At 31.5% G+C, this 22,656-nt stretch carries 20 protein-coding genes and 1 tRNA gene; 4 read left to right on the forward strand and 17 right to left on the reverse strand.

All coding sequences use genetic code 11. The annotated features are described in order from the left end of the window. Nucleotides 1–46 precede the first annotated feature (46 nt). The gene (locus ACEWL1_RS00920; protein ID WP_409231411.1) at nt 47–1,993 is read left to right on the forward strand and encodes a putative porin; all 1,947 of its coding nucleotides are present in this window, start codon (nt 47–49) and stop codon (nt 1,991–1,993) included. A gap of 80 nt (nt 1,994–2,073) precedes the next feature. Then, nucleotides 2,074–2,310 carry a hypothetical protein gene (locus ACEWL1_RS00925; protein ID WP_409231412.1) on the forward strand — a complete coding sequence of 79 codons (237 nt, stop codon included), beginning with the start codon at nt 2,074–2,076 and terminating at the stop codon, nt 2,308–2,310. A 1-nt stretch (nt 2,311) separates the two neighbouring features. Here ACEWL1_RS00925 and ACEWL1_RS00930 read toward each other — a convergent pair whose 3' ends face one another. From ACEWL1_RS00930 to ACEWL1_RS00940, 3 genes are all read right to left on the reverse strand, one after another. Further along, on the reverse strand, nt 2,312–2,770 hold the full coding sequence (locus tag ACEWL1_RS00930) for a GNAT family N-acetyltransferase (RefSeq protein ID WP_409231413.1): 459 nt from the start codon (nt 2,768–2,770) through the stop codon (nt 2,312–2,314). Then, nucleotides 2,771–4,255: a Na+/H+ antiporter NhaC gene (nhaC, locus tag ACEWL1_RS00935; protein WP_409231414.1), complete on the reverse strand. Its 1,485-nt coding sequence runs from the start codon at nt 4,253–4,255 to the stop codon at nt 2,771–2,773. Nucleotides 4,256–4,504: 249 nt separating this feature from the next. Next, a complete protein-coding gene (locus ACEWL1_RS00940) occupies nt 4,505–5,704 on the reverse strand; it encodes an aminotransferase class I/II-fold pyridoxal phosphate-dependent enzyme (RefSeq protein ID WP_409231415.1) in 1,200 nt (399 codons plus the stop codon). A gap of 154 nt (nt 5,705–5,858) precedes the next feature. Between ACEWL1_RS00940 and ACEWL1_RS00945 the strand changes: the two genes are divergently transcribed. Next, nucleotides 5,859–6,317 (forward strand): Lrp/AsnC family transcriptional regulator, encoded by a 459-nt coding sequence (locus tag ACEWL1_RS00945; protein ID WP_409232251.1) that lies wholly within the window; start codon nt 5,859–5,861, stop codon nt 6,315–6,317. Between the two features lie 36 nt (nt 6,318–6,353). On the opposite strand, the gene ACEWL1_RS00950 is transcribed toward ACEWL1_RS00945, so the two are convergent. The 9 genes from ACEWL1_RS00950 to ACEWL1_RS00990 all read right to left on the reverse strand — a co-directional run bounded on the left by ACEWL1_RS00950 (nt 6,354) and on the right by ACEWL1_RS00990 (nt 16,670). Further along, nucleotides 6,354–8,381, reverse strand: a complete 2,028-nt coding sequence (locus ACEWL1_RS00950; protein WP_409231416.1) for a DUF3857 domain-containing protein — start codon at nt 8,379–8,381, stop codon at nt 6,354–6,356. 10 nt (nt 8,382–8,391) lie between these two features. After that, nucleotides 8,392–10,317: a DUF3857 domain-containing protein gene (locus ACEWL1_RS00955; protein ID WP_409231417.1), complete on the reverse strand. Its 1,926-nt coding sequence runs from the start codon at nt 10,315–10,317 to the stop codon at nt 8,392–8,394. Between the two features lie 89 nt (nt 10,318–10,406). Next, entirely contained in the window at nt 10,407–11,039 is a 633-nt protein-coding gene (locus ACEWL1_RS00960; RefSeq protein ID WP_409231418.1) for a YceI family protein, read from the reverse strand. 106 nt (nt 11,040–11,145) lie between these two features. After that, the gene (gene dtd, locus ACEWL1_RS00965) at nt 11,146–11,598 is read right to left on the reverse strand and encodes a D-aminoacyl-tRNA deacylase (RefSeq protein ID WP_409231419.1); all 453 of its coding nucleotides are present in this window, start codon (nt 11,596–11,598) and stop codon (nt 11,146–11,148) included. Beyond that, nucleotides 11,599–12,558 carry a ribosome small subunit-dependent GTPase A gene (gene rsgA / locus ACEWL1_RS00970; RefSeq protein ID WP_409231420.1) on the reverse strand — a complete coding sequence of 320 codons (960 nt, stop codon included), beginning with the start codon at nt 12,556–12,558 and terminating at the stop codon, nt 11,599–11,601. Between the two features lie 96 nt (nt 12,559–12,654). Then, the gene (locus ACEWL1_RS00975; RefSeq protein WP_409231421.1) at nt 12,655–13,737 is read right to left on the reverse strand and encodes a chorismate mutase; all 1,083 of its coding nucleotides are present in this window, start codon (nt 13,735–13,737) and stop codon (nt 12,655–12,657) included. 20 nt (nt 13,738–13,757) lie between these two features. Next, nucleotides 13,758–14,606, reverse strand: coding sequence for a prephenate dehydrogenase (locus ACEWL1_RS00980; RefSeq protein ID WP_409231422.1), 849 nt, complete (start codon nt 14,604–14,606; stop codon nt 13,758–13,760). 94 nt (nt 14,607–14,700) lie between these two features. Next, nucleotides 14,701–15,846, reverse strand: coding sequence for a pyridoxal phosphate-dependent aminotransferase (locus ACEWL1_RS00985; RefSeq protein WP_409231423.1), 1,146 nt, complete (start codon nt 15,844–15,846; stop codon nt 14,701–14,703). After that, on the reverse strand, nt 15,843–16,670 hold the full coding sequence (locus tag ACEWL1_RS00990; protein WP_409231424.1) for a prephenate dehydratase: 828 nt from the start codon (nt 16,668–16,670) through the stop codon (nt 15,843–15,845). Before ACEWL1_RS00990 ends, ACEWL1_RS00985 begins: the two co-directional genes overlap by 4 nt. 268 nt (nt 16,671–16,938) lie before the next feature. On the opposite strand from ACEWL1_RS00990, the gene ACEWL1_RS00995 reads away from it, so the two are divergent. Continuing rightward, nucleotides 16,939–17,262: a potassium channel family protein gene (locus ACEWL1_RS00995; protein WP_409231425.1), complete on the forward strand. Its 324-nt coding sequence runs from the start codon at nt 16,939–16,941 to the stop codon at nt 17,260–17,262. A 46-nt stretch (nt 17,263–17,308) separates the two neighbouring features. On the opposite strand, the gene ACEWL1_RS01000 is transcribed toward ACEWL1_RS00995, so the two are convergent. From ACEWL1_RS01000 to metH, 5 genes are all read right to left on the reverse strand, one after another. Further along, nucleotides 17,309–17,382, reverse strand: a tRNA-Asp gene (locus ACEWL1_RS01000). 64 nt (nt 17,383–17,446) lie between these two features. Continuing rightward, nucleotides 17,447–18,367 carry a DUF58 domain-containing protein gene (locus ACEWL1_RS01005; RefSeq protein ID WP_409232252.1) on the reverse strand — a complete coding sequence of 307 codons (921 nt, stop codon included), beginning with the start codon at nt 18,365–18,367 and terminating at the stop codon, nt 17,447–17,449. A 71-nt stretch (nt 18,368–18,438) separates the two neighbouring features. After that, complete coding sequence (gene trxA, locus ACEWL1_RS01010) at nt 18,439–18,756, reverse strand: thioredoxin (protein ID WP_409231426.1); 318 nt, start codon at nt 18,754–18,756, stop codon at nt 18,439–18,441. A gap of 115 nt (nt 18,757–18,871) precedes the next feature. Continuing rightward, nucleotides 18,872–19,828, reverse strand: a complete 957-nt coding sequence (metF, locus tag ACEWL1_RS01015; protein ID WP_409231427.1) for a methylenetetrahydrofolate reductase [NAD(P)H] — start codon at nt 19,826–19,828, stop codon at nt 18,872–18,874. 150 nt (nt 19,829–19,978) lie between these two features. Next, nucleotides 19,979–22,654, reverse strand: a complete 2,676-nt coding sequence (gene metH / locus ACEWL1_RS01020) for a methionine synthase (RefSeq protein WP_409231428.1) — start codon at nt 22,652–22,654, stop codon at nt 19,979–19,981. Between the last annotated feature and the right edge of the window lie 2 nt (nt 22,655–22,656).

Below are 22,656 nucleotides of genomic sequence, written 5' to 3' on the forward strand. Positions count from 1 at the left end.
TTATTTCCGTTTAAAAATTTTACATTTGCTGTATCAATCATTTTCAATGAAAAAACGTTTTTTTAGTTTCTTACTCATCATGCTTTTTAGCGTGCATTTAATCCATTCTCAAATTAGTACTTCGGATGGAAGAAACCAATTAGACTCTACATTTATCAATAAAAAAACAACGATTGTAAAATTAAACGGCAAAACCAATTACAAAGATTACAAGGTTATTTCTTTTAAAAAAGATACCACATATATTGATACAACACTAACAATTTTAAAAGAATACACCTATAATTTTTTACGAAAAGACAATTTTGAGTTGCTTGCTTTTCACAATCAAGGACAAACTTTTAACAATTTAGGATACGATTTTACACATCAAAATTCACTTCCAATAATCGGAATGAACGCAAAACATTTTAATTATTTGTCAAAAGAAGACATTGATTATTATAAAGTTCCGACGCCAACATCAGAAATTTTATACAGAACCGGTTTACAACAAGGTCAAGTTTTAGAAACCTTATTTACCTTAAATTTCTCTGAGCGATTTAATGTTGGGATTCTTTACAAAGGTCTGCGTTCTTTAGGAAACTACAGAAATTCATTGGCTTCTCAAGGAAATTTTAGAACCGTTTTTAGTTATCAAACTAAAAACAATCGATATGCAATTAGAGGACATATTGCAACGCAAGATTTAATGAATCAAGAAAATGGCGGATTAACCACAACTTCTTTAACTGCTTTTACATCTGATGATCCTAATTTTTCTGACAGAGGAAGATTGGATGTAAATTTAGAAGGAACTGAAACAATCTTAGAAGGAAATCGGTTTTTTGTTGAACACGATTATAAATTATTTTCATCTAAAGACAGCATTAAAAACAACTTTACCAATTTAAAATTCGGGCACATATTTACTCACGAAACTAAGAGATATGAATTTACCGAAACCAGTTTAAACACTGCTTTTTTCGGAAGTGCAAATGTGAGTTCTGGTTTTACGGATGTAGTAGAAAACAGGCTCATCAACAATCAATTATTTTTAGAATTTAATTCTAAATATATTTTAGGAACCTTTAGAGTTAATACCGGTTTAATAAATTACAATTACGGATATAATTCGGTTTTAAACTCGACAATAAACACCATTACAAATCCAGAAATTAAAGGTTCTGCTATTTCTTTTGGTGGAAATTGGAATGCAAGAATCAACAATTTTCAATTAAATACGGAAGTCAATTTTACACCCGGAACTGGTAGAATTTCTGGTTCAAATTTTTATAGTGAAGCCATTTTTAAAAAAGATAGTGTAACTACTTTTAAAGGAAGTGTTTCCATCAATTCGAAATCGCCAAACTTTAATACCATTTTATATCAAAGTGCTTACGACGAGTACAATTGGCAAAATGATTTGTTTAAAAATATCAATACAAGAAATATTGCTTTTGGCATGCAATCTAAATTGATAAACCTAAATGCAAGCATCACAAATATTGAAAACTACACCTATTTTGATGACACTTCCAAACCGCAACAATCTGGAGAAAATGTAACGTATTTAAAAGTAAAAGCGAATAATGAGTTCAAATTTGGAAAATTTGCATTGAACAACACGATACTTTATCAACAAGTAAGTAGCGGAAAAGATGCATTTAGAGTTCCGAATTTGGTCTCTAGAAATACCTTGTATTATTCTGATTTTTTCTTTGAAAAAAAGCCCTTGTTTTTACAAACCGGAATTACATTTAAGTATTTCTCTAAATACAAAGCAAATGCATTTAATCCGTTGTTAAACGAATTTACAATTCAGAATACTACAGAAATTGGCTACCCAACGTTTGATGTTTTTGTAAATGCACAAATTAGAAGAACACGTATTTATTTAAAAGCAGATAACTTAAGTTCGATGTTTTTAAAGAAGAATTATTTCTCTGCTCCAAACTATCCTTATAGAGATTTTGTAATCCGTTTTGGTTTGGTTTGGAATTGGTTTATTTAGCCACAATGTGGCAAATAAGCAAAAGCCAGTTTTACTGTCACATCGAACAGAGTCGAGATGTAATTACACATAAACAAAAAATGAAACAAAAATTACGAGACAATTGGAAACTCTTTTTAATCGCAAGTTTAACTTTAGGTTTAGCACCATTTAATCCGCCACATATTTGGGGTAAAATTCAATGGGTTGCTGGGGGAAATGCTTTTTTCGGAGAAAATGCAATGCAATTTCAAGATTATTTTGATGTTGTACTACATGGTTCTCCTTGGGTTCTTTTATTGATTGCTGGAGTTTTACATCTTACAAAAAAGGAATAATCTACATGTTTTCTGGAAATTCAATTTCCATTTCAGGTAAAAATCTTCCCGGAACAGAACTTTCTTTTAAAGAGATTGTCTTAAATCCATATTTGGCATAAAAAGCTACCGCGTTTGGATCAGAAAGCACATTTAATACTTCACAACTATTTGTTCTACAATTTAAAATTGCATGTTCTATTAATTGTCTGCCGATATTTTTTCCTATAAATTTTGGCTTCACAAATAAGAACTCTAAAACACAGGTTCTAGAGTTTATTCTATTCAACAAATAAAAACCTACAATTTCAGTATCGATCATAAATTTACAACCTCTCCAATCATTAAAAGTTTCTGGAAGAATTGTTAAATCTGATTTCCAACTTTCAATTTGTTCTGAAGTATAACCCCAATATGCTTTTGATTCTATCGCAATTTGTGTTAGGATTTCGGCATCTGAAGCAACAGCTTTAACTATCATTTATTTTTTAACTAACTGCTTAATTTTAATATTAAAGGCTGCAAATAGCAAGGTCATAAATGGACTTAACCAATTAAAAACTGCGTAAAAAGCATAGTCTATCACCGAAACACCCAATACACCAGAATGATATGCACCACAAGTATTCCAAGGAATTAAAACTGAAGTTACCGTTCCTGAATCTTCTAAAGTTCTACTTAAATTTTCTGGCGCTAAGCCTTTATCTGCATATGCTTTTGCATACATTTTTCCTGGAACTACAATTGCTAAATATTGATCTGATGCTGTAAAATTTAATCCAATACAGGTAGCAACTGTACTTGCAAACAATCCAAAAACTGAATCAAAAAGACTTAACATAAAACTACTAATTCTTGCCAATGCTCCGATTGCATCCATAATTCCGCCAAATGTCATTGCACATAAAATCAACCAAATAGTTCCAAGCATTTTTGCCATTCCGCCTGCTGTAAATAAATCAGCTAAAGCTTTATTATCTGTTGCAACAGCTGTTTCAACAGTTATTGATTGCATGACTCCTTTATAAGCAGAATTAAAGTCTAATTCTTTCACTCCTGCTACTTGTGCTACAACTTCTGGTTGAAAAATCAATGCAAAAACAGCCGCTAATAAAGTACCAATTAACAATGCAATTAAAGGTGGAGTTTTCTTTATAATTAAAACAATTACTCCAATAGGAACTAAAAATAACCAAGGTGTAATATTAAATGCTTTATCAATATCAACCAAAAGCGAATTTGTATCTGCTTGTCCAGTTGTACTCTGTGTAAATCCTAAAATGATAAATACAATTAATGTTACAATAATTGTTGGAACCGTAGTAAGCGCCATGTATCTAATATGGGTAAACAAATCTGTTCCAGCCATTGCGGGTGCAAGGTTTGTTGTGTCTGACATTGGCGACATTTTATCTCCAAAATAAGCTCCAGACAATACTGCTCCAGCTGTCATTCCTAATGATATTCCTAAAGCTTCTCCAATTCCAATTAATGCAATACCAACTGTTGCAGACGTTGTCCAAGAACTACCTGTTGCAATAGAAATTACAGCACAAATAATTAAACAAGCCGCTAAAAATATGGTTGGATTTAATACTTGCAATCCGTAATAAATCATTGCAGGAATAATTCCACTTATCAACCAAGTTCCTGCCAAAGCACCAACTAACAATAAAATTAAAATAGCACCGGCAGTCGATTTAATATTCTCTGCAACTTCTTCAATCATTCTATCAAAAGAAACTTTATTTTTAAAACCTACAATTGCCGCTACTGCTCCACCCATCAAAAGAATAAATTGATTAGATCCACTTAAAGAATCATCACCAAAAATAAAAACATTGTAGGCTAACATTCCAATTAATATTAACACTGGAAAAAGGGCTTCCCAAATACTCAGCTCTTTGTTTTCAATTATTTTCTGGTCTTCAATCTTAATTTCAGAAATATTTTTATCGTCTTGCATTGTGTAAAATTTTTGTGTTGTAATGTTACGATTTTAGAAGAAGCTATGCAAATCAATTTCGCTTACAACAATTGCCAAATTAGATTTGCAATCTCAGATTCATAATAGTACTATTTGTAAAGAAATGATCATCAATAAAAAAAACAGCAAACGACAGAAATGGGTTTCGTTTTTAAACGAAACCCAAACTTATTTTAATCTCTTTAGAGATTTTTATAACACTTAATAACAGGATAGAAGAAATGAAAACTATAAAACTCCGACTTGCTTCATACAAGCTTTCATCGTTTCATAAGTTCTTTCAATATCATTATCTAGTCCGATAGAAAAACGAATCAAACCATCAGTTAATCCCATTTCTTTTTGTTCATCAAGCGGAATTTCTGATGAAGTAGAAGTTCCTGGTGCAGAAAATAGTGTTTTATAAAAACCTAAACTAACTGCTAAATAACCAAGATTTTTTTCTTGCATCAACTCCATCAATGCATTTGCTTTTTCTAAAGAACCTGCATCAACAGTTAGCATTCCGCCATACCCATATTCTTCGTTCATCATCGATTTAAAAACTTCGTGAGAAGGATGTGATTTTAATCCTGGATATACTGTTTTTAATCCGTCTGCTTCAAATTTATCAGCTAAAAAAGCAGCATTTCTACTGTGTTGTTTCATTCTAAGATGCAACGTTCTCATATTCTTTAAAATCGACGCAGAACGCAAAGAATCCATTGAAGAGCCCAACAGCATACTTGCTCCGTCAATCACACTTTTTTGAGAATTCACAAACTCCGAAGTTCCACAAACTACACCACCCATCGTATCAGAAGAACCGTTGATAAATTTTGTTAAACTATGTAAAACGATATCTGCTCCTAATTGCGCAGGAGAAATTGACAAAGGAGAAAACGTATTATCAACCACCAATTGTAAATTGTGTTTTTTTGCCAAAGCGGATAATGCTTTGATATCTGCAACTTCCAATAAAGGATTGCTTACAGATTCGCAATAAATCATTTTGGTATTTTTAGTAATTGCAGCTTCTACAATAGCAATATTTGTAATATCTACAAACGATGTTTCAATACCCATTCTAGGTGTAAAATTCTTTAAAAATGCGTAGGTTCCGCCATAAATTGTTCTGCTAGAAACAATGTGATCTCCATTACCACAAATTTGTAAAATTGTTGGTGTAATTGCACCCATTCCAGAAGCGGCAACATTTGCAGTTTCAGTTCCTTCCATTGCAGCCAACGCTTCACCTAAATATAAGTTACTTGGTGTTGAATGACGAGAGTATAAATAACATCCATCGGTATTTCCTTCAAAGGTATCAAACATTGTTTTTGCCGATAAAAAGGTATAGGTTGATGAATCTGAAATTGATGGATTTACGCCTCCGAATTCTCCGAAATATTGTAAATCTTGAATATTGTTTGCAGGTTTAAATTTCATGATATTTTATTTTGATACACAAAGAAACAACATATCCGATTATTAATCAATTGATTTTATCATATATAGATTATTATTCTATATTTACACCATAAAGCAATTTTTAAAACTATTATTGATGTTTTTATCAACATCAACCAGAAAAATTTTCGGAATGACATTAGATATCATAGATAAAAAACTGATTCACCTTTTACAAAAAGACAGTAAACAGACTACAAAACAACTTTCTTTACAGTTAAATTTATCTGTAACAGCCGTTTACGAACGAATTAAAAAACTGGAAAAAGAAAATGTAATTAAGCATTATGTAGCAATTATCAACAAAAACAAAATTGAACGTTCCTTTTTAGTTTTTTGTCACATAAAATTGATTCAACACACCAAAGAGTATGTAAGTAATTTTGAATCGGAGGTTTTAAAATTACCCGAAGTATCGGAGTGTTTTCATGTAAGTGGAGATTACGATTATATTCTTAAAATCTATGTAAAAGATATGGAATCTTACAGAGATTTTATGATTACCAAACTAACCGCAATAAAACATATTGGAAGTACGCACAGCATTTTTACCATTGGAGAAGTAAAAAATACAACTGCAATTAGCTTATAAATAAAAACCCAAAACGAAAGTTTTGGGTTTTTAGATTTATTCTTTAACTAAAACTATTTTCTCCATTTGTTTTTTAACCATTAGGTTATAAAACTCTTTTAGTTCTTTATAATATTCTGGTGTTATCAGCCCAGAATTAATTTGTAATTGAGAAATAATATTGATTTTATTCCCAGAAACAACAACTTTATAACCATAAACACCTAAGTTATCTCTAATTCCGATTGTAGATGATTCTGGAATTGACTCTACTTTATATCCTTCAGGTATTTGCATAAAAACTGAATTCTTATTCTTAAAAGGCGCGCCAAAATCTACAGGAAACTTTCTATCTTCTAGTTTAAATGGATTTACTCTAGATGTTAAAAAAAGTAACGGTGAAAGATAGACTTTATCGTTTATTACTTCAATAAAATCTTCTCCGACAAAAGAAATATTTCTAATAACTGGTTTATAAATCGCTGCTTTATTTACAACTTTATAATCTTCTATTTCTACACCAAACCTATCTTCTAAAGAAGTGATTACACCGTCTTCTTTTAAGTGATTATTACTTGAGCGAAAATTTATTGCATCTAAATTTTTATAGGTAGTTCTTAACCTTCCATTTACTGTAAAATCTTCATTTATCTTTATAGACATAAAATTATCTTCTACAGAATGTGCTTTCGAAGTTAACTCTAACCAACTAGAAGTTTTGTCCTTTTTAATTAATCTACCTTTCCAATTTAATGCTCTTAATGGCAATACATTTGGCATACTATAAAATTCTGTTGCATCTAAAAGAATGTATCCGGTTGGTAAATTTACTGCCGCAATTACATAATTAAAACCATCTATTGTTGGAAAAAAAGGAACACCATGATCTCTTGTGCTTACTAATACAGGATTCGCTTCTATACCAGCTTCATTTAACATTGCAATTAACATTAAATTGATGTCTGCAGTGTTTCCAGCTCCTTCTCTATACGCTTTTCTAACACCAATATCTGAATACAAACCATAATAACCGTTCCATTTTACTTTCATCTTTACAAAATTAAAAATAGAGGCTATTTTTTGTGATGGAGTTGTTGCCTTTGAAAGAATGGTTTTTAAATCATTTTTAAAATAACTTGTTCTTTTTAATTCTTCACCAAAATTAGAAGAATCATAAATTCTACGTGCTACATCTGGCCAAGTTGTAGAATAGTATTTAGGCATAGAATTCGGATATTGAATTGCAGTTAATTCAAACTTTAAGCCACCTTTATAATTATTAATACTGCTAACATAAGGCTCTGAGTTTTTTAATCCTGGAATATTTTTAGCATTGTAATTAGTTATAGTCGTTAAATACTCCATTCTGTTTTTATTTACGACAGTTTTGTTATTACTGCTTCCATTATAACTTGTATCATTATTTTCACGAATTTTTACTGTACTTGTAATAACACCTTTCCCTTTTTCAATTATTGGAGTAATGTAATAATATCCTTTGGGTCTAGAATTAAATTTATAATATTCTGGAATCTCTACTATAAATTCTAGGTTCTTTACAGGTACGTCATGCTGAAATTCTAAATCCTTAATATCAAAATAAGGAGAAACAATTTTGTATTTTAAGTCTATTACGCTACCTACTTTTATAGAAGGCATTGTAATTTTTTTGACACTTCTAAATTTGCTGGTCTTCTCGTCAAAGATGTTTTTCTTAGCTAGTTTTTCTTTTTTCACTCTCCCTTTTTCAAGATTAAAAGTATAGCCACTAATTGCGATTACTTTTTCTTTACTTCCAGAATCTGGTTTATAATATTTAATGCTTTGTGTTGCTTTCTCAAAACCAGCTTTGGTATAAATTTTAATTCTTTCATGAATTTCTGTAACCACAGTAAAACCCTGACTTTCTGTATAATTAAATGCTGTTTTTCTATACTTATACAAGTAAGATGCATCTGCCGTAGAATCTAATGGATGTACTTTTTCTTGTAATTCTTGAACTGATACTTTTCCGAATTTAAAATCCTGAGAAAAAATTGTTGTTGCGTAAAAACACAATAATAGTATTAGCAATTGATTTTTCATTTTTTTAGGTTTAGTTAGTTTTTGCAAGTGCAATTCTTAAGTTATCGTATTTAGAAATAGTTCTCCTAAAAGTTCTATACGTTTTGTAATCTTCTTTTGGATAAGTTCCTTCTTTTATTAATAAAGTTCTTTTGTACTTAATCTGCGTTTCGTTTACTTTTTCTAATGAAATTGAATAAAACCCGAATTTATTTTCAATCTTTTTTTCGTTCATCAACACTCCATCTATCTTATAACCAACTGGCAACGTAATTGTATATTCATCTACATCTTTATAACCGCGTCTAATTTTTAAAGGCAAAACTCTATTTCTATACCTTTTGGGTGTGTTATTATTTCTATTAAATACATTTACTCTAAACAAAATTTTATCAGAAGACATTGAGCTATAATCTTTAATTGTAGCAGCAATTTTTTCAGTAAAAACAATACTATCTTTATCGTTTGTAAATTCTATTTCATCTATTGTTGTATTGTTATTATAGCTCCACAAATTAGATTTATAGAAGTTTTTTTGCTCTTTTAGATTTAAAGTTTCTAATTCGTATTTACTTCCGTATTGAGTTCCTTCTGATTTTATTAAAACATCGGCTTTCAAAGACCCGTTTGCTTTTAGAACAATAGTTGCATTTGTTTTTTGCAAATTTTGTTCATTTTTATAAGAAGTTGTTCGCTTTAAAACTCCGCCTTCTGGTGTAATAACAAGCACGTCTCTATCATCTGTAAAATCACCTAAAAACCCAAAAGGTGTGACTTGACTTGTACATTCTAACCAAATATCGTTTCCATTATTAGGAATATTTAAAATCACATGATTGCCTTGTTCTAAGGATGCAAAATCTTTTTCAAAAGAAACAGGCTCAAAACTATTTGCTTCTACATGCGTATAATAAGAGGTTACGCCAACAATATCTAATAATGCTTTTGTATAATTTGTTAAACCTTTACAATCGCCATAACCAACATTATCTACTTCGTTTGCCGGAATTGGCTGAATGCCACCAATACCAACTTGCACACTTATATAGCGTGTTTTGTTTTGCATAAAATTATAGACAATTTTTGCTTTTTCTATCGGGTCCTCTACACCTTTTACTAAATCTAAAATTTTAATTTTTGTTGCTCCATCAACAATGCCTCTTCCGTCTAATAATGAACTGTACATCCATCTTCCAAACTCATCCCAATTGGTATAATATCCATCAACACCATCTGTTTTAAAATTATTTAACGCCACCAATGCTTTTGGTTTATAAGCTGTTAAAGACGGACTCAAACTTTCGTTTTTTATAGCTGAAATATTTTTTACGGAATAGAAAACTTTAGATTCTGAAACACTTTTTTCTATTTCGTATCCTTCAAAATTCAATTCCTTTACTCTAATTTTTCCATTGTTTAAATTTACGACATAAGAGTTGTTTTCTATGCTTACTAAATACCCTTCTAAAGGGCTCCAGTTTTGTAAAAACCCAGTTGAAGAAGTATTGTATTCGTATTGAAGATGAACTGTATAAGGGTATGAAATTGGTGTATAATCTAAATATTTTACACGCGAGTCTGAGTATAATGTTCCGCCATCAAAAGCACTTACATCTACAAACTTATTCTTAGATACTTTTTTTATTTCTCTACCAGCTGCATCATAAATCTTTGCTGATAATTTTGCAATTTTAGAATTGTCATCATAACCAATATAGGCTCCAACTTTACCATTTCCAAGTTTGTTTAACACAGTAACAACTCTATCTACTTTAACAGTCATTTCATCTGTAGAGTACACATCAATTGTTGTTGCATTGTTTCTAACAACTGCATTTGCGTTTTTTAATAATTCAGCCGGAATTAATATTGAAGAATATTCAATTTTTTGTGCAAAAGAAAGCTGCACAATACATACTAAAACTAGTAATAGTATTTTTGGGGAAGATTTTCTCATAGCATTTTTTAACAACAAAAATGCAAGTTAAAAAAAAGAAGCCGTAAATCAAAAATGATTTACGGCTTTTAAATAAATTTTTATGGATACTATTTTGTAGTTTTTACCTCGAAAGACATTTCTACTAAATCATCAATAAACTTATCTTTTAAATTGTCAAAGAATGATTTTGAACCATACTTTACATTAAAATCTGCTCTATTAATATTAAAGTTTTCACTTTTAAAAACATGTACACCATCAACCTCAGAAAGTGTGGCCGGAATTGTAATGCTCTTTGTTACATCTTTAATATTTAAGTTTCCAGTTACAGCTAATTTACCTTCGTTCTCTTCAACTTTTGTAATTACAAATTTAGCTGTTGGATACACTGCAACATCAAAAAAGTCTGCAGATTTTAAATGTCCTTCTAATTTTGCAGCTCCTTCTTTGCCTTTCATATCTAAATTTATAATTGAATTCATTTCGATTACAAATTCCCCTGCAGTTATTGCTCCATCTTCAATTAAAATTCCACCACTTTTTAAGGCAACTGTTCCGTTGTGTTCTCCTGTTGGCTTAGCTCCTTTCCAGTTTAATACTGATGCAGTTACATCTACATTATTTAAGTCAGAAATTGTTTTCACAACTTCAACTTCTTCCTTTACTTCTACTTTTTTATTCTCTTTACAAGAAACCAATACCGCAGAAAATGCGATAGCTAAAATTACTAGTTTTTTCATTTTTTGATTGTTTTATTTTTTATGAACGACAAATATACTCTTTTTAAATTTATTTTCCATGGAAAATAAATTATTTTTACTTAAATTTATCTTAAAAAAATTGGACTTAAATTTTGTTTTCGGTATCAATAATAATGGTTACCGGACCATCATTTAGCAATTCAACTTTCATATCTGCCCCGAACTCACCAGTTTGTACTTTTCTACCAATTTCTGTTTCAAATTGATGTATAAATTCTTGATAAATCGGAATCGCAATTTCTGGTTTCGCTGCTTTTAAATAACTCGGCCTGTTTCCTTTTTTGGTGCTTGCCTGTAATGTAAACTGACTCACAACAATTACTTCTCCGTTAATATCTATAAGAGATTTATTCATCACGTCATTTTCATCATTAAAAATTCTAAGATTAGCAATTTTTTTTGACAGCCAATTAATATCTTCTTTTGAATCATTTTCTGCAACTCCTAGCAATAATAAAATGCCGTTTTGAATATCTGCAATTTTATTTCCATCAACAGTTACACTAGCGTATTTAACTCTTTGAATTACTGCTTTCATTTAATCTTCGTCTTCGTTTTCCCAAAAATCGGTTCTATAATGTTCTTCTTCTCCGGCAATAATTTGCAAATAACTTTTATAACGCGAAAAAGAAATTTCCTCGTTTTCAACAGCGTCTTTTACTGCGCATTTTGGTTCTTCAACATGTAGACAATTATTAAATTTACAATCGTTTTTTACAGCTAAAAACTCAGGAAAATAATCGTCAACTTCTTCTTTTTCCATATCTACAACACCAAAGCCTTTAATTCCTGGTGTATCAATAATGGATGCATTAAAACTTAAATCGAACATTTCTGCAAATGTTGTTGTGTGTTGCCCTTGTTTATGTTGATTTGATATTTCTTTGGTTTTTAAATCTAAAGAGGGTTCAATGGCATTTACCAAAGTTGTTTTTCCAACGCCAGAATGACCAATAAACATACTTGTTTTACCAAGCATCATTACTTTAATAAAATCTACATTTTTGTTCTCTGTTGCAGAAACTTCTACACAAGTATATCCAATTTTTTCATAAATATCTTTCAAATACATCACTTCTGCTCTTTGTTCTAGCTCATAAGAATCTATCTTATTAAAAACCAAAACAGTGTCAACCGAATATGCTTCTGCGGTTACCAAAAACCGATCTATAAATGTTGTAAAAGTTGGCGGATTATCAATCGTAATTAGTAGAAACACCAAATCTACATTCGCCGCAATAATATGAGTTTGCTTCGATAAGTTTACAGATTTACGGATGATGTAATTTTTACGTTCGTGAATTGTATTAATAACTCCGGTTTCTGTATCATTTTTGGCTTCTATTTCAAAATCTACTACATCACCAACAGCAACCGGATTGGTACTTTTAATTCCTTGAATTCTAAATTTACCTTTCATTCTACATTCGTAAAACGATCCGTTTTCTGCTTTTATCAGATACCAACTTCCTGTAGATTTGTACACTATTCCTGTCATTGCTACAAAGATGAGAATAAAAAAATGATTAAAAAAAAATAGCCACAGATTCACTAATGATTCGTGAATTTGTGGCTAAATAGTTTATTTAAAAAATTATCCTTTGATAATCTTTTCTTGATGATTTATAGATTCTTGGTGAATTGCTTTAAACATTTTTAAAACAAATTCTTCACTTAAGCCTTTGCTTTCTCCTTCTAAAATCATGTTTCCTAAAATTTCGTTCCAACGTTTAGATTGTAAAACCGCAACGTTTTTCTCTTTTTTAAGTTCTCCAATTTTATCAGCAACTTTCATTCGTCTTCCTAACATTTCTATTAGTTGACCATCAACAACATTAATTTGAGCACGTAAATTACCTAATGATTCTCTATAATCAGATTCATCATCCGTAATTTTTCTGATTTTTAAATCTTCCATCATTTGTATTAAAGCAGTTGGTGTTACTTGTTGCGCAGCGTCGCTCCAAGCATTATCAGGATCAAAATGACTTTCAATCATCAAACCATCAAAATTTAAATCTAAAGCAGTTTGAGAAACATCAAAAACCATATCTCTATTTCCTGTAATATGCGACGGATCACAAATTAAAGGCAAGTCTGGAAAACGATTTTGAAACTCAATTGCCAATTGCCATTCTGGAATATTTCTATATTTCGATTTTTCGTAGGTAGAAAATCCTCTATGAATGGCTCCTAAGTTTCTAATTCCGGCTGTATACAATCTTTCAATTCCGCCTAACCACAATGCCAAATCTGGGTTTACAGGATTTTTAACCAACACAATTTTGTCTGTTCCTTGCAAAGCATCTGCAATTTCTTGCATAATAAAAGGCGAAACTGTAGAACGTGCACCAATCCATAATAAATCGATATCGTATTCTAATGCTAATTTTACATGAGCCGCATTGGCAACTTCTGTACAGGTTTTCATTCCTGTTTCTTCTTTTACTTTTTGCAACCATTTTAACCCGATTGCTCCAACACCTTCAAACATTCCTGGTCTTGTTCTTGGTTTCCAAATTCCCGCACGGAAATAATTTACATCAGAATCTTTTAACTCGTGTGCAATTTTTAAAACCTGCTCTTCGGTTTCTGCACTACAAGGCCCTGCTATTACTAGTGGATGCGCAAGCTTCATATCATCCAACCATGTTTTTAATTCTTTTGTATTTTCCATTTTTCTACTTGTTTTGGCGTTTATTTTATGCCGTTTAATATTTGTTTAATGTGATTTGTACTTTCCATTTCGTTGTAAATTTCGGTAAAATCGTTTTGCTCCATCAGTGTTTTAAAATGATGAAGGTTGTTGATATATTCATCTAATGTTTCAATAACATTTGTTTTGTTTTGCTCAAAAATGGGCGTCCACATTGCAGGAGAACTTTTTGCCAAACGAACTGTTGATGCAAATCCAGAACCTGCCATGTCAAAAATATCACGTTCATTTTTCTCTTTATTGATGACTGTTTTTCCTAACATAAATGCACTGATATGCGACAAATGAGAAACATACGCAATGTGTTTATCGTGCGATTTTGGATCCATATAGCGAATGCGCATTCCTAATTTTGCGAAAATCTCCAACGCTTTTTCTTGCAATTTAAAAGCTGTTTTTTCTACTTCGCAAATAATATTTGTTTTTTGATAAAACAATCCTAAATGTGCAGCAGTTGGACCAGAAAATTCTGTTCCTGCTATTGGATGCGTTGCTAAATAATTTCTTCTTTTTGGGTGATTTTCTACTACTTTACAAATGTGTTCTTTGGTTGAGCCAACATCCATCAACAAACAATCATCATTAATTGCATTTAATACTTTCGGAATTACCTCTAATTGGACATCAACCGGAATAGAAACAATTACAATTGTTGCTTTTTCAAGTTCATCAAAATTTGATTTTACATCAATCACACCTAATTCTAACGCTTTATCTAAATGACTTTCGTTAGTGTCTATTCCGTAAATAACTGCTTCTGGATATTTAGATTTTATATCCAACACCAAGCTTCCACCTATTAATCCAATTCCTATTACAAATACGTTCATTTTTTCCTATCCCTAACCCTTTCCAAAGGAAAGGGGACTTATTAATTTATTTTTAACCAACCAGCTGCAAACTGCGACTGCTTACTACCTACCTTTAAGTAAACCTACCAATTGCTTCTTTAATTATCTCTTTTGACACACATAATGAAAATCGAATATAACCTTCTCCGTTTGATCCAAAAACAGTTCCTGGCGCAATAAAAATATCTCTTTCATATAAAATGTGATCTGTAACTTCTTCGGATGTTTTTCCTTCAGGAGTTTTTGCCCAAACAAACAATCCAGTAGAATTTTTATCATAAGTACATTGCAACTTATCCGCTAATTTCCAAATCAAATTTCTACGCTCTTTGTACTCTTTATTCTGATTTTTAAACCAATCATCCGATACATGTAAGGCCTCTATTGCTCCTTTCTGAATTCCGTAAAACATCCCAGAATCCATATTGCTTTTTATTTTTAATATTTGATTTATATAATTAGAATTCCCCAACACCATTCCTACTCGCCAACCAGCCATATTAAAAGTTTTGCTCAACGAATTTAACTCTAACGCGATGTCTTTTGCTCCATCAACCTCTAAAATACTAATTGGATTTTCGTTTAAAATAAAGCTATACGGATTGTCATTTACAATGAGTATTTGATATTTTTTCCCGAATGCAATCAACTTTTTAAAAGTTTCTTTTAGTGCATTTGTTCCGGTTGGCATGTGGGGATAATTGATCCACATCATTTTTACTTTCGATAGATCTTGTTGCTCTAATTCATCAAAATTTGGTTGCCAATGATGCGTTTCATCCAAATTATAAAAAACAGGTGCCGCTCCAACTAGTTTTGTTACCGAACTGTAGGTTGGATATCCAGGATTCGGAATCAACACTTGATCGCCTTCATTTAAAAAAGCCATCGAAATATGCATTACCCCTTCTTTACTTCCCATTAAGGGCAAAATTTCATTTTCTAGATTTAAAGCAACTTTAAAATTCTGTTTGTAAAATTCTGAAATTGCACTTCGCAATTCTGGCAAACCTTGATAACTCTGATATTTATGTGCAGAAGCATCGTTAAAACTTTGTTGAATGGCCTCAATTACTTTTGTTGGTGGTTGTAAATCTGGACTTCCAATTCCCATATTGATAATCGGTTTTCCAGACGCAGCCAATGCTCTAACTTCTCTTAGTTTTGTTGAAAAATAGTATTCTTCAACAGTATTTAATCTTTTTGCTGCTTCAATCATTTTCTTCCGTTTTTATAAGCTCCCAACACTTTAAATGCTGATGCCATTATTTCTATAATTGCAATTGCTTTTTCATATTCTTTATACTCATCAAAAGTGACATCAACAAAAAATGAATATTTCCAAGGAGACTCTATCACTGGCAACGACTGAATCTTAGTTAAGTTCATTTTACAATCGCTCAACACATTTAAAATTGCTGCCAAGCTTCCTCTTTTATGATCTAACTGAAATTTTAGTGATGCTTTATTTATTTGATCAATTCCGTTATTTGGTTTTTCAGTTTGTACAATTACAAATCGAGTTGAATTGTCTTTCATCGTTTGAATTTCATCTTCCAAAACTTCCAATCCAAAAATTTCTGCAGCCAATTTTGGCGCAATTGCCGCAACTCCTTTTAATTGATTTTTAGCTATTCTTTTAGCAACCTCAGCCGTATCAACATCTTCCACTAATTTTATATGAGGATAATTTTTAAAAAACTTTTTACACTGTAATAGCGCCATTGGATGTGAACATACCTCTTTAATATCTTCAATTTTTTGACCAGGTAATGCCATTAAATGATGATGAATATTTAAATATTGCTCGCCACAAATATGTAAATTATTGGCATCAATTAAAGCATAATTAGGAATGATTGATCCTGCAATCGTATTTTCTATTGCCATAATTCCCATTTGAGCAGTTTTATCTAGCAAGCTATCTACTAAAATATCAAAAGACAAACATTCTTTTAATGTTATCGTATCTCCATAGAAATCTCTTGCTACTTTATGATGATTAGAACCTTCGGCTCCTTGTATGGCTATTTTGTTTTTCATTTTAAGCATAAAAAAAAGTCTCGAAATTCGAGACTTTATGATATATTATTTGTGTTAACAATACTGTACAAAGTCTCAACTCTTATTAAAAAAATAAAAGTAAAAATAGAAACCTTGCCAAACGTTTTGTAACATCATTATTGTTTTGTTGTACGAAGCAAATCTAAAAATTTAATTAGTATAAACAAACTTTTTATCAAAAAAGTGCTACTATTATTAATTATCTTTGAGTTACAACTATTTTGCATCTCTTAAAAACCCTTTTTTTATGATATTTTTTAAAACCATTTTTGCTTATTTTCAAGACAAACAATATCGCGATTTATTAATCACTACTGTAATAATTATTGGGTTTGGAAGTGTTATTTATCATTACTTAGAAGGATGGAGTTGGATAGACTCTATCTATTTCTCTGTAATAACACTAACTACTATTGGTTTTGGAGATTTCGCTCCAGCAACACCTGAAGGAAAATTATTCACTATTTTTTATATTGTAATTGGAATTGGAATTATTCTAAGTTTTATCAATACCGTTTACAATCATTACGATGAAACCAAAAAGAAGAATAAAAAGCAAACTAAATTATAGATCTACATAAACAAAAAAAGCTTCTCAAAAATTGAGAAGCTTTTAGCGGTCTGGACGGGACTCGAACCCGCGACCCCCTGCGTGACAGGCAGGTATTCTAACCAGCTGAACTACCAGACCGTTGCTCTTAGCGGATGCAAATATAAGTCGGATTTTAGTATTTGCAAAAGAAAAAGAAAAAAAATTACAAAAACTTTTTTCGACTAATTAAGTAACTAGTTAAAACGGTTTCAAAACTATCATTACAATTCACAGCAACATAATCTATTTGATATTGCAAACATTTTGTTTTCAACTCTTTAAAATAATTACTTGTAGCTTTTTGATATGTTTCTTTTATATTAGATGTATAAATATTAAGTTCATCTCCTGTTTCTACATCTACAAATTTTTTGGCTGTACTCTCAAAATCAAAATCTAATTCATGCTGTTTATCATAGGTATGAAACAAAACAACCTCATGTTTATTGTATTTTAAATGACGTAATGCATCAAATAAAGCTTCTTTATCTGTAGTCGTTTGGAACATGTCTGTAAACAAAAAAATTAAGGAACGCCTATGAATTTTCTCTGCAATTTCATGTAAAAACCGATAGGTTTCTGTTTTTGATCTTGGTTTAGAGTGTAGCAATTTTTCTAACTGATGCAATATCATTTTACGATGCCGATCACTACCCTTTTCTGGGGCATAATATTCGTAAGTATCTGAGTAAATACTTAAGCCAACTGCGTCTCGTTGTCTTTTTAAAATTTCTAATAAAGAAGCGGATGCTACAGCTGCAAACCCTATTTTATTTAAGTGTTCTAAAGTTTGTTTTTTTACCACAGGATAATGCATTGATGCGGAATTATCAATAATTATATGGCAACGAAGATTGGTTTCTTCTTCGTACTTCTTCGTATATAATTTTTCTGTTTTGGCAAACAGCTTCCAATCAATATGACGTGTACTTTCTCCGTTATTGTACAGTTTATGTTCAGAAAATTCGACAGAAAACCCATGAAATGGACTTTTATGCATTCCTGTAATAAAACCTTCAACAACTTGTTTTGCAAGTAAATCTAGGTTCGTTATTTCTGTGGATTGTATTTTTGATACGTGCATCATCTTTGTCGAAAATAAAAAAAGGTTTGACGCCAGCCAAACCTTTTCTATTTATCTTCTGTTAAATCTCTTTATAGAGCAGCATCAATTTTACCTGTATACACATTTTTAGGTGCTACACCAACTTGTTTATCTACTACTTCTCCGTTTTTAAATACCAAAACTGTTGGAATATTACGTACACCGTATTTTGCTGCAAATTCTTGATTGGCATCAACATCTACTTTACCAACAACAGCTTTCCCTTCATATTCAGTATGAATTTCATCAACAATAGGCCCAACCATTCTACACGGCCCACACCAAGCTGCCCAAAAATCAACCAAAACTGGTTTGTCAGATTTTAATACTACTTCTTCAAAGTTTGCATCTGTAATTTCTAATGCCATTTTATTTATTTTTAAGTTCTTAATTCAATTTTATATTACAAATGTAATTAAATATTTTTCTTTTACATTTATAAAAAAATTACTTTTTACAATAGAAGTATCAACAGAATTGATATTAAAAAATTGCACTTGCTATTTGATAAATATTATCTGATTTCCCCATAGAATAGTAATGCAACAACGGAACATTGTTTGCAACTAAATCTTTACTTTGAGCAATAGACCACTCAGTTCCAACTTGCCTTACCGCTTTGTTGTCTTTACATTTAAGAATTTTATTAATTAAATCATTCGGTAAATCTACCTTAAATCTATGCGGAATTATATTCAATTGTTTTTTGGTTGATATTGGTTTTAAACCCGGAATTATGGGTACGGTAATTCCTTCTGCTCTGCATTTTTTAACAAAATCAAAATATTTTTGATTGTCAAAAAACATTTGAGTTACAATATAATCTGCACCATTTTTAATTTTTTGCTTTAAAAAATGTATGTCAGAATCTAAACTCGGTGCTTCCATATGTTTTTCTGGATACCCAGCAACACCAATACAAAAATCTGTTTTTGAAGAATTCAACAATCCGCTATCTAAGTACTTTCCATTGTTTAAATCCTGAATTTGATTTACCAATTCTGATGCAAATAGATGTCCTTCTTTTTCGGGTTTAAAATACGTTTCTGTTTTTACCGCATCGCCACGAAGTGCAACAACATTATCAATGTCTAAAAAATCTAAATCAATTAAAAAATTCTCTGTGTCTTCTTTTGTAAAACCTCCACACAAAATATGCGGCACAGCATCTACTTGATATTTATTCTGAATTGCAGCACAAATCCCTACCGTTCCAGGGCGTTTTTTAACCACTTGTTTTTTTAACAACCCATTTTCTAACTCTTTGTAGGTATATTCTTCTCGGTGATAGGTTACATCAATAAATGGCGGATTAAACTCCATCAAAGGATCAATATTATCGAAAATAGATTGAATGTTTTGCCCTTTTAAAGGCGGCAAAATTTCAAAAGAAAATAATGTTTTTCCGTTTGCTTTTTTAATGTGCTCTGTTACTTTCATGTTTTTTGAACTTTATTTTTTGGGCGTTCCCTTCAGGTCGCGTTTTTCACTATACCTGCCTGCCGGGCAGGCAGGTCTTTTTATTGACAACTTTTCGACTGCGTACAAAGAGACAACAAAAAGGATGTCGTTTCAATCGCTAACGCAAGTTTATTCTTCAGCTAAAGTTGCGTGTAGCCATTTTCTAGCTTTCTCTTTTGTAATTCCTTTTCTATTTGCGTAATCTTCCACTTGAGAATTTGTGATTTTACCTACACCAAAATACTTCGCTTCAGCATTTCCAAAATAATATCCTGAAACCGCCGCCGCTGGCCACATTGCTAAACTTTCTGTAAGTTGTATTCCAATTTTTTCTTCTACGTTTAATAATTCCCAAATGGTTTCTTTTTCTAAATGATCTGGACAAGCAGGATATCCAGGCGCAGGACGAATTCCTTTGTAACTTTCTTTAATTAAGTCGTCGTTTGTTAAATCTTCATTTGCTGCGTATCCCCAATGTTTTGTTCTAATTTGTTTGTGCAAATATTCAGCCAACGCTTCTGCGAATCGATCGGCAATTGCTTGCGCCATAATTGCATTGTAATCATCGCCTTTTGCCTTATAACTTTCTGCCAATTCTTGTGCGCCAAAAATACCGACACTAAACGCGCCCATATAATCTTGTTTGTTTGTTTCTTTCGGAGCAATAAAATCTGCTAACGCATGATTTGGAATTCCTTCTCGTTTTTTTAGCTGCTGACGTAACGTTCTAAAAACAGCAATTTCTTTCCCTTTCTTTTGGATAGAAATATCATCGTCATTTATAGAATTTGCTTCAAACAAACCAAAAATTGCCTTGGGTTTTAGTAATTGTTTTGCAATGATTTCTTGAATCATTTGTTGCGCTTCTTCATACATTATTGACGCTTGTTCACCAACAACTTCATCCCTTAAAATAGCTGGAAACTTCCCATGTAAATCCCAGCTTCTAAAAAACGGACTCCAATCTAAGTAAGGCAACAATTCTTTAAGACTTAATTGTTCTAAAGTCTGAATTCCAAGTTCGTTTGGCTTTTTAATTTCTGAAGTTTCCCAATCAATTTTATACTTTCTTTTTCTCGCTTCATCAATAGAAATATAAGATTTTTCTTTACCTCGTTTTAAAAATTTAGTTCTGAATTCGTCATAGTCTTTTTTCAATTTGGCAACATATTCATTTGATGATTTTTTATTTAATAAATCACCCATAACAGTTACTGCTCTTGATGCATCATTTACATGAACCACCGCATTTTTATATTGTGTATCAATTTTAACAGCTGTGTGTGCTTTGGATGTTGTTGCTCCTCCAATTAGCAACGGTAATTCAAAATTTTGACGTTGCATTTCTTTTGCCAAATACACCATTTCATCTAACGATGGCGTAATTAATCCTGATAAACCAATAGCGTCAACGCGTTCACTTATCGCCATTTCAATAATTTTTTCTGGTGGAACCATCACGCCTAAATCAATAATTTCATAATTGTTACACGCCAGCACAACGCTTACAATATTTTTTCCAATATCATGCACATCGCCTTTTACGGTTGCCATCAATATTTTACCAACAGGTTCTTGTTTTTCTGTTTTTTCTGCTTCTATAAACGGATTTAAGTAACCAACTGCTTTTTTCATCACACGAGCAGATTTTACTACTTGCGGTAAAAACATTTTTCCTGCGCCAAACAAATCTCCAACCACATTCATTCCAATCATTAAATGTCCTTCAATCACATCAATTGGTTTTTCTGCTTCTTGCCTTGCTTGTTCAATATCTTCGAGAATAAAAGCATCAATTCCTTTTACCAAAGCGTGGGTAATTCTATGTTGTAGGGGATTTTCTCTCCAAGATAAATCCAATCCTTTTTCTACCTTTGATCCTTTTACTGTTTCAGCAAAATCTAACAAACGTTCTGTCGCATCGTCTCTTCTGTCTAAAATAACATCTTCAACATACTCTAATAAATCCTTTGGAATATCATCGTAGACTTCTAGTAAAGCCGGATTTACAATTCCCATGTTCATTCCTGCTTGAATTGCATGATATAAAAACACAGAATGCATGGCTTCTCTAACTCCGTCGTTTCCTCTAAATGAAAACGAAACATTACTAACGCCGCCACTTACACTAACATTTGGTAAATTTTGGCGAACCCAACGTGTTGCTTCTATAAAATCGAGTGCATTTTTTTTGTGTTCTTCCATTCCTGTTGCTACAGGAAATATGTTTAAATCGAAAATAATATCTTCGGATGCAAAGTGGACAATGTCCACCAATATTTTATAAGATCTTTTGGCTATTTCTAATCTACGTTCGTAATTATCTGCTTGCCCATCTTCATCAAAAGCCATTACAATTACAGCAGCTCCGTAACGTTTAATTTGTTTTGCTTCCCAAATAAATTTTTCTTCTCCTTCTTTTAACGAAATAGAATTTACAACACATTTTCCTTGTACAACTTGTAATCCAGCTTCAATAATTTCCCATTTAGAACTGTCAATCATCATTGGAACTCTGCAAATATCTGGCTCAGCAGCAATCAGGTTTAAAAAACGAACCATCGCTACTTTTCCATCGATCAAACCATCATCAAAATTAATATCGATAATTTGCGCACCACCATCCACTTGATGTCGTGCAATATCTAAAGCCTCATCAAATTGCTCATTCTTTATCAATCGTAAAAATTTTCTTGACCCTGCAACATTTGTTCGCTCACCAACATTGATAAAATTACTGTTTTCGTTTAAAATCAAAGGCTCTAAACCAGATAGTTTCATGTATTTTGTTTGCTTCACCTTCATAA

The sequence above is a fragment of the Polaribacter gochangensis genome (genome assembly GCF_046224025.1).
Lineage (GTDB): Bacteria > Bacteroidota > Bacteroidia > Flavobacteriales > Flavobacteriaceae > Polaribacter > Polaribacter gochangensis.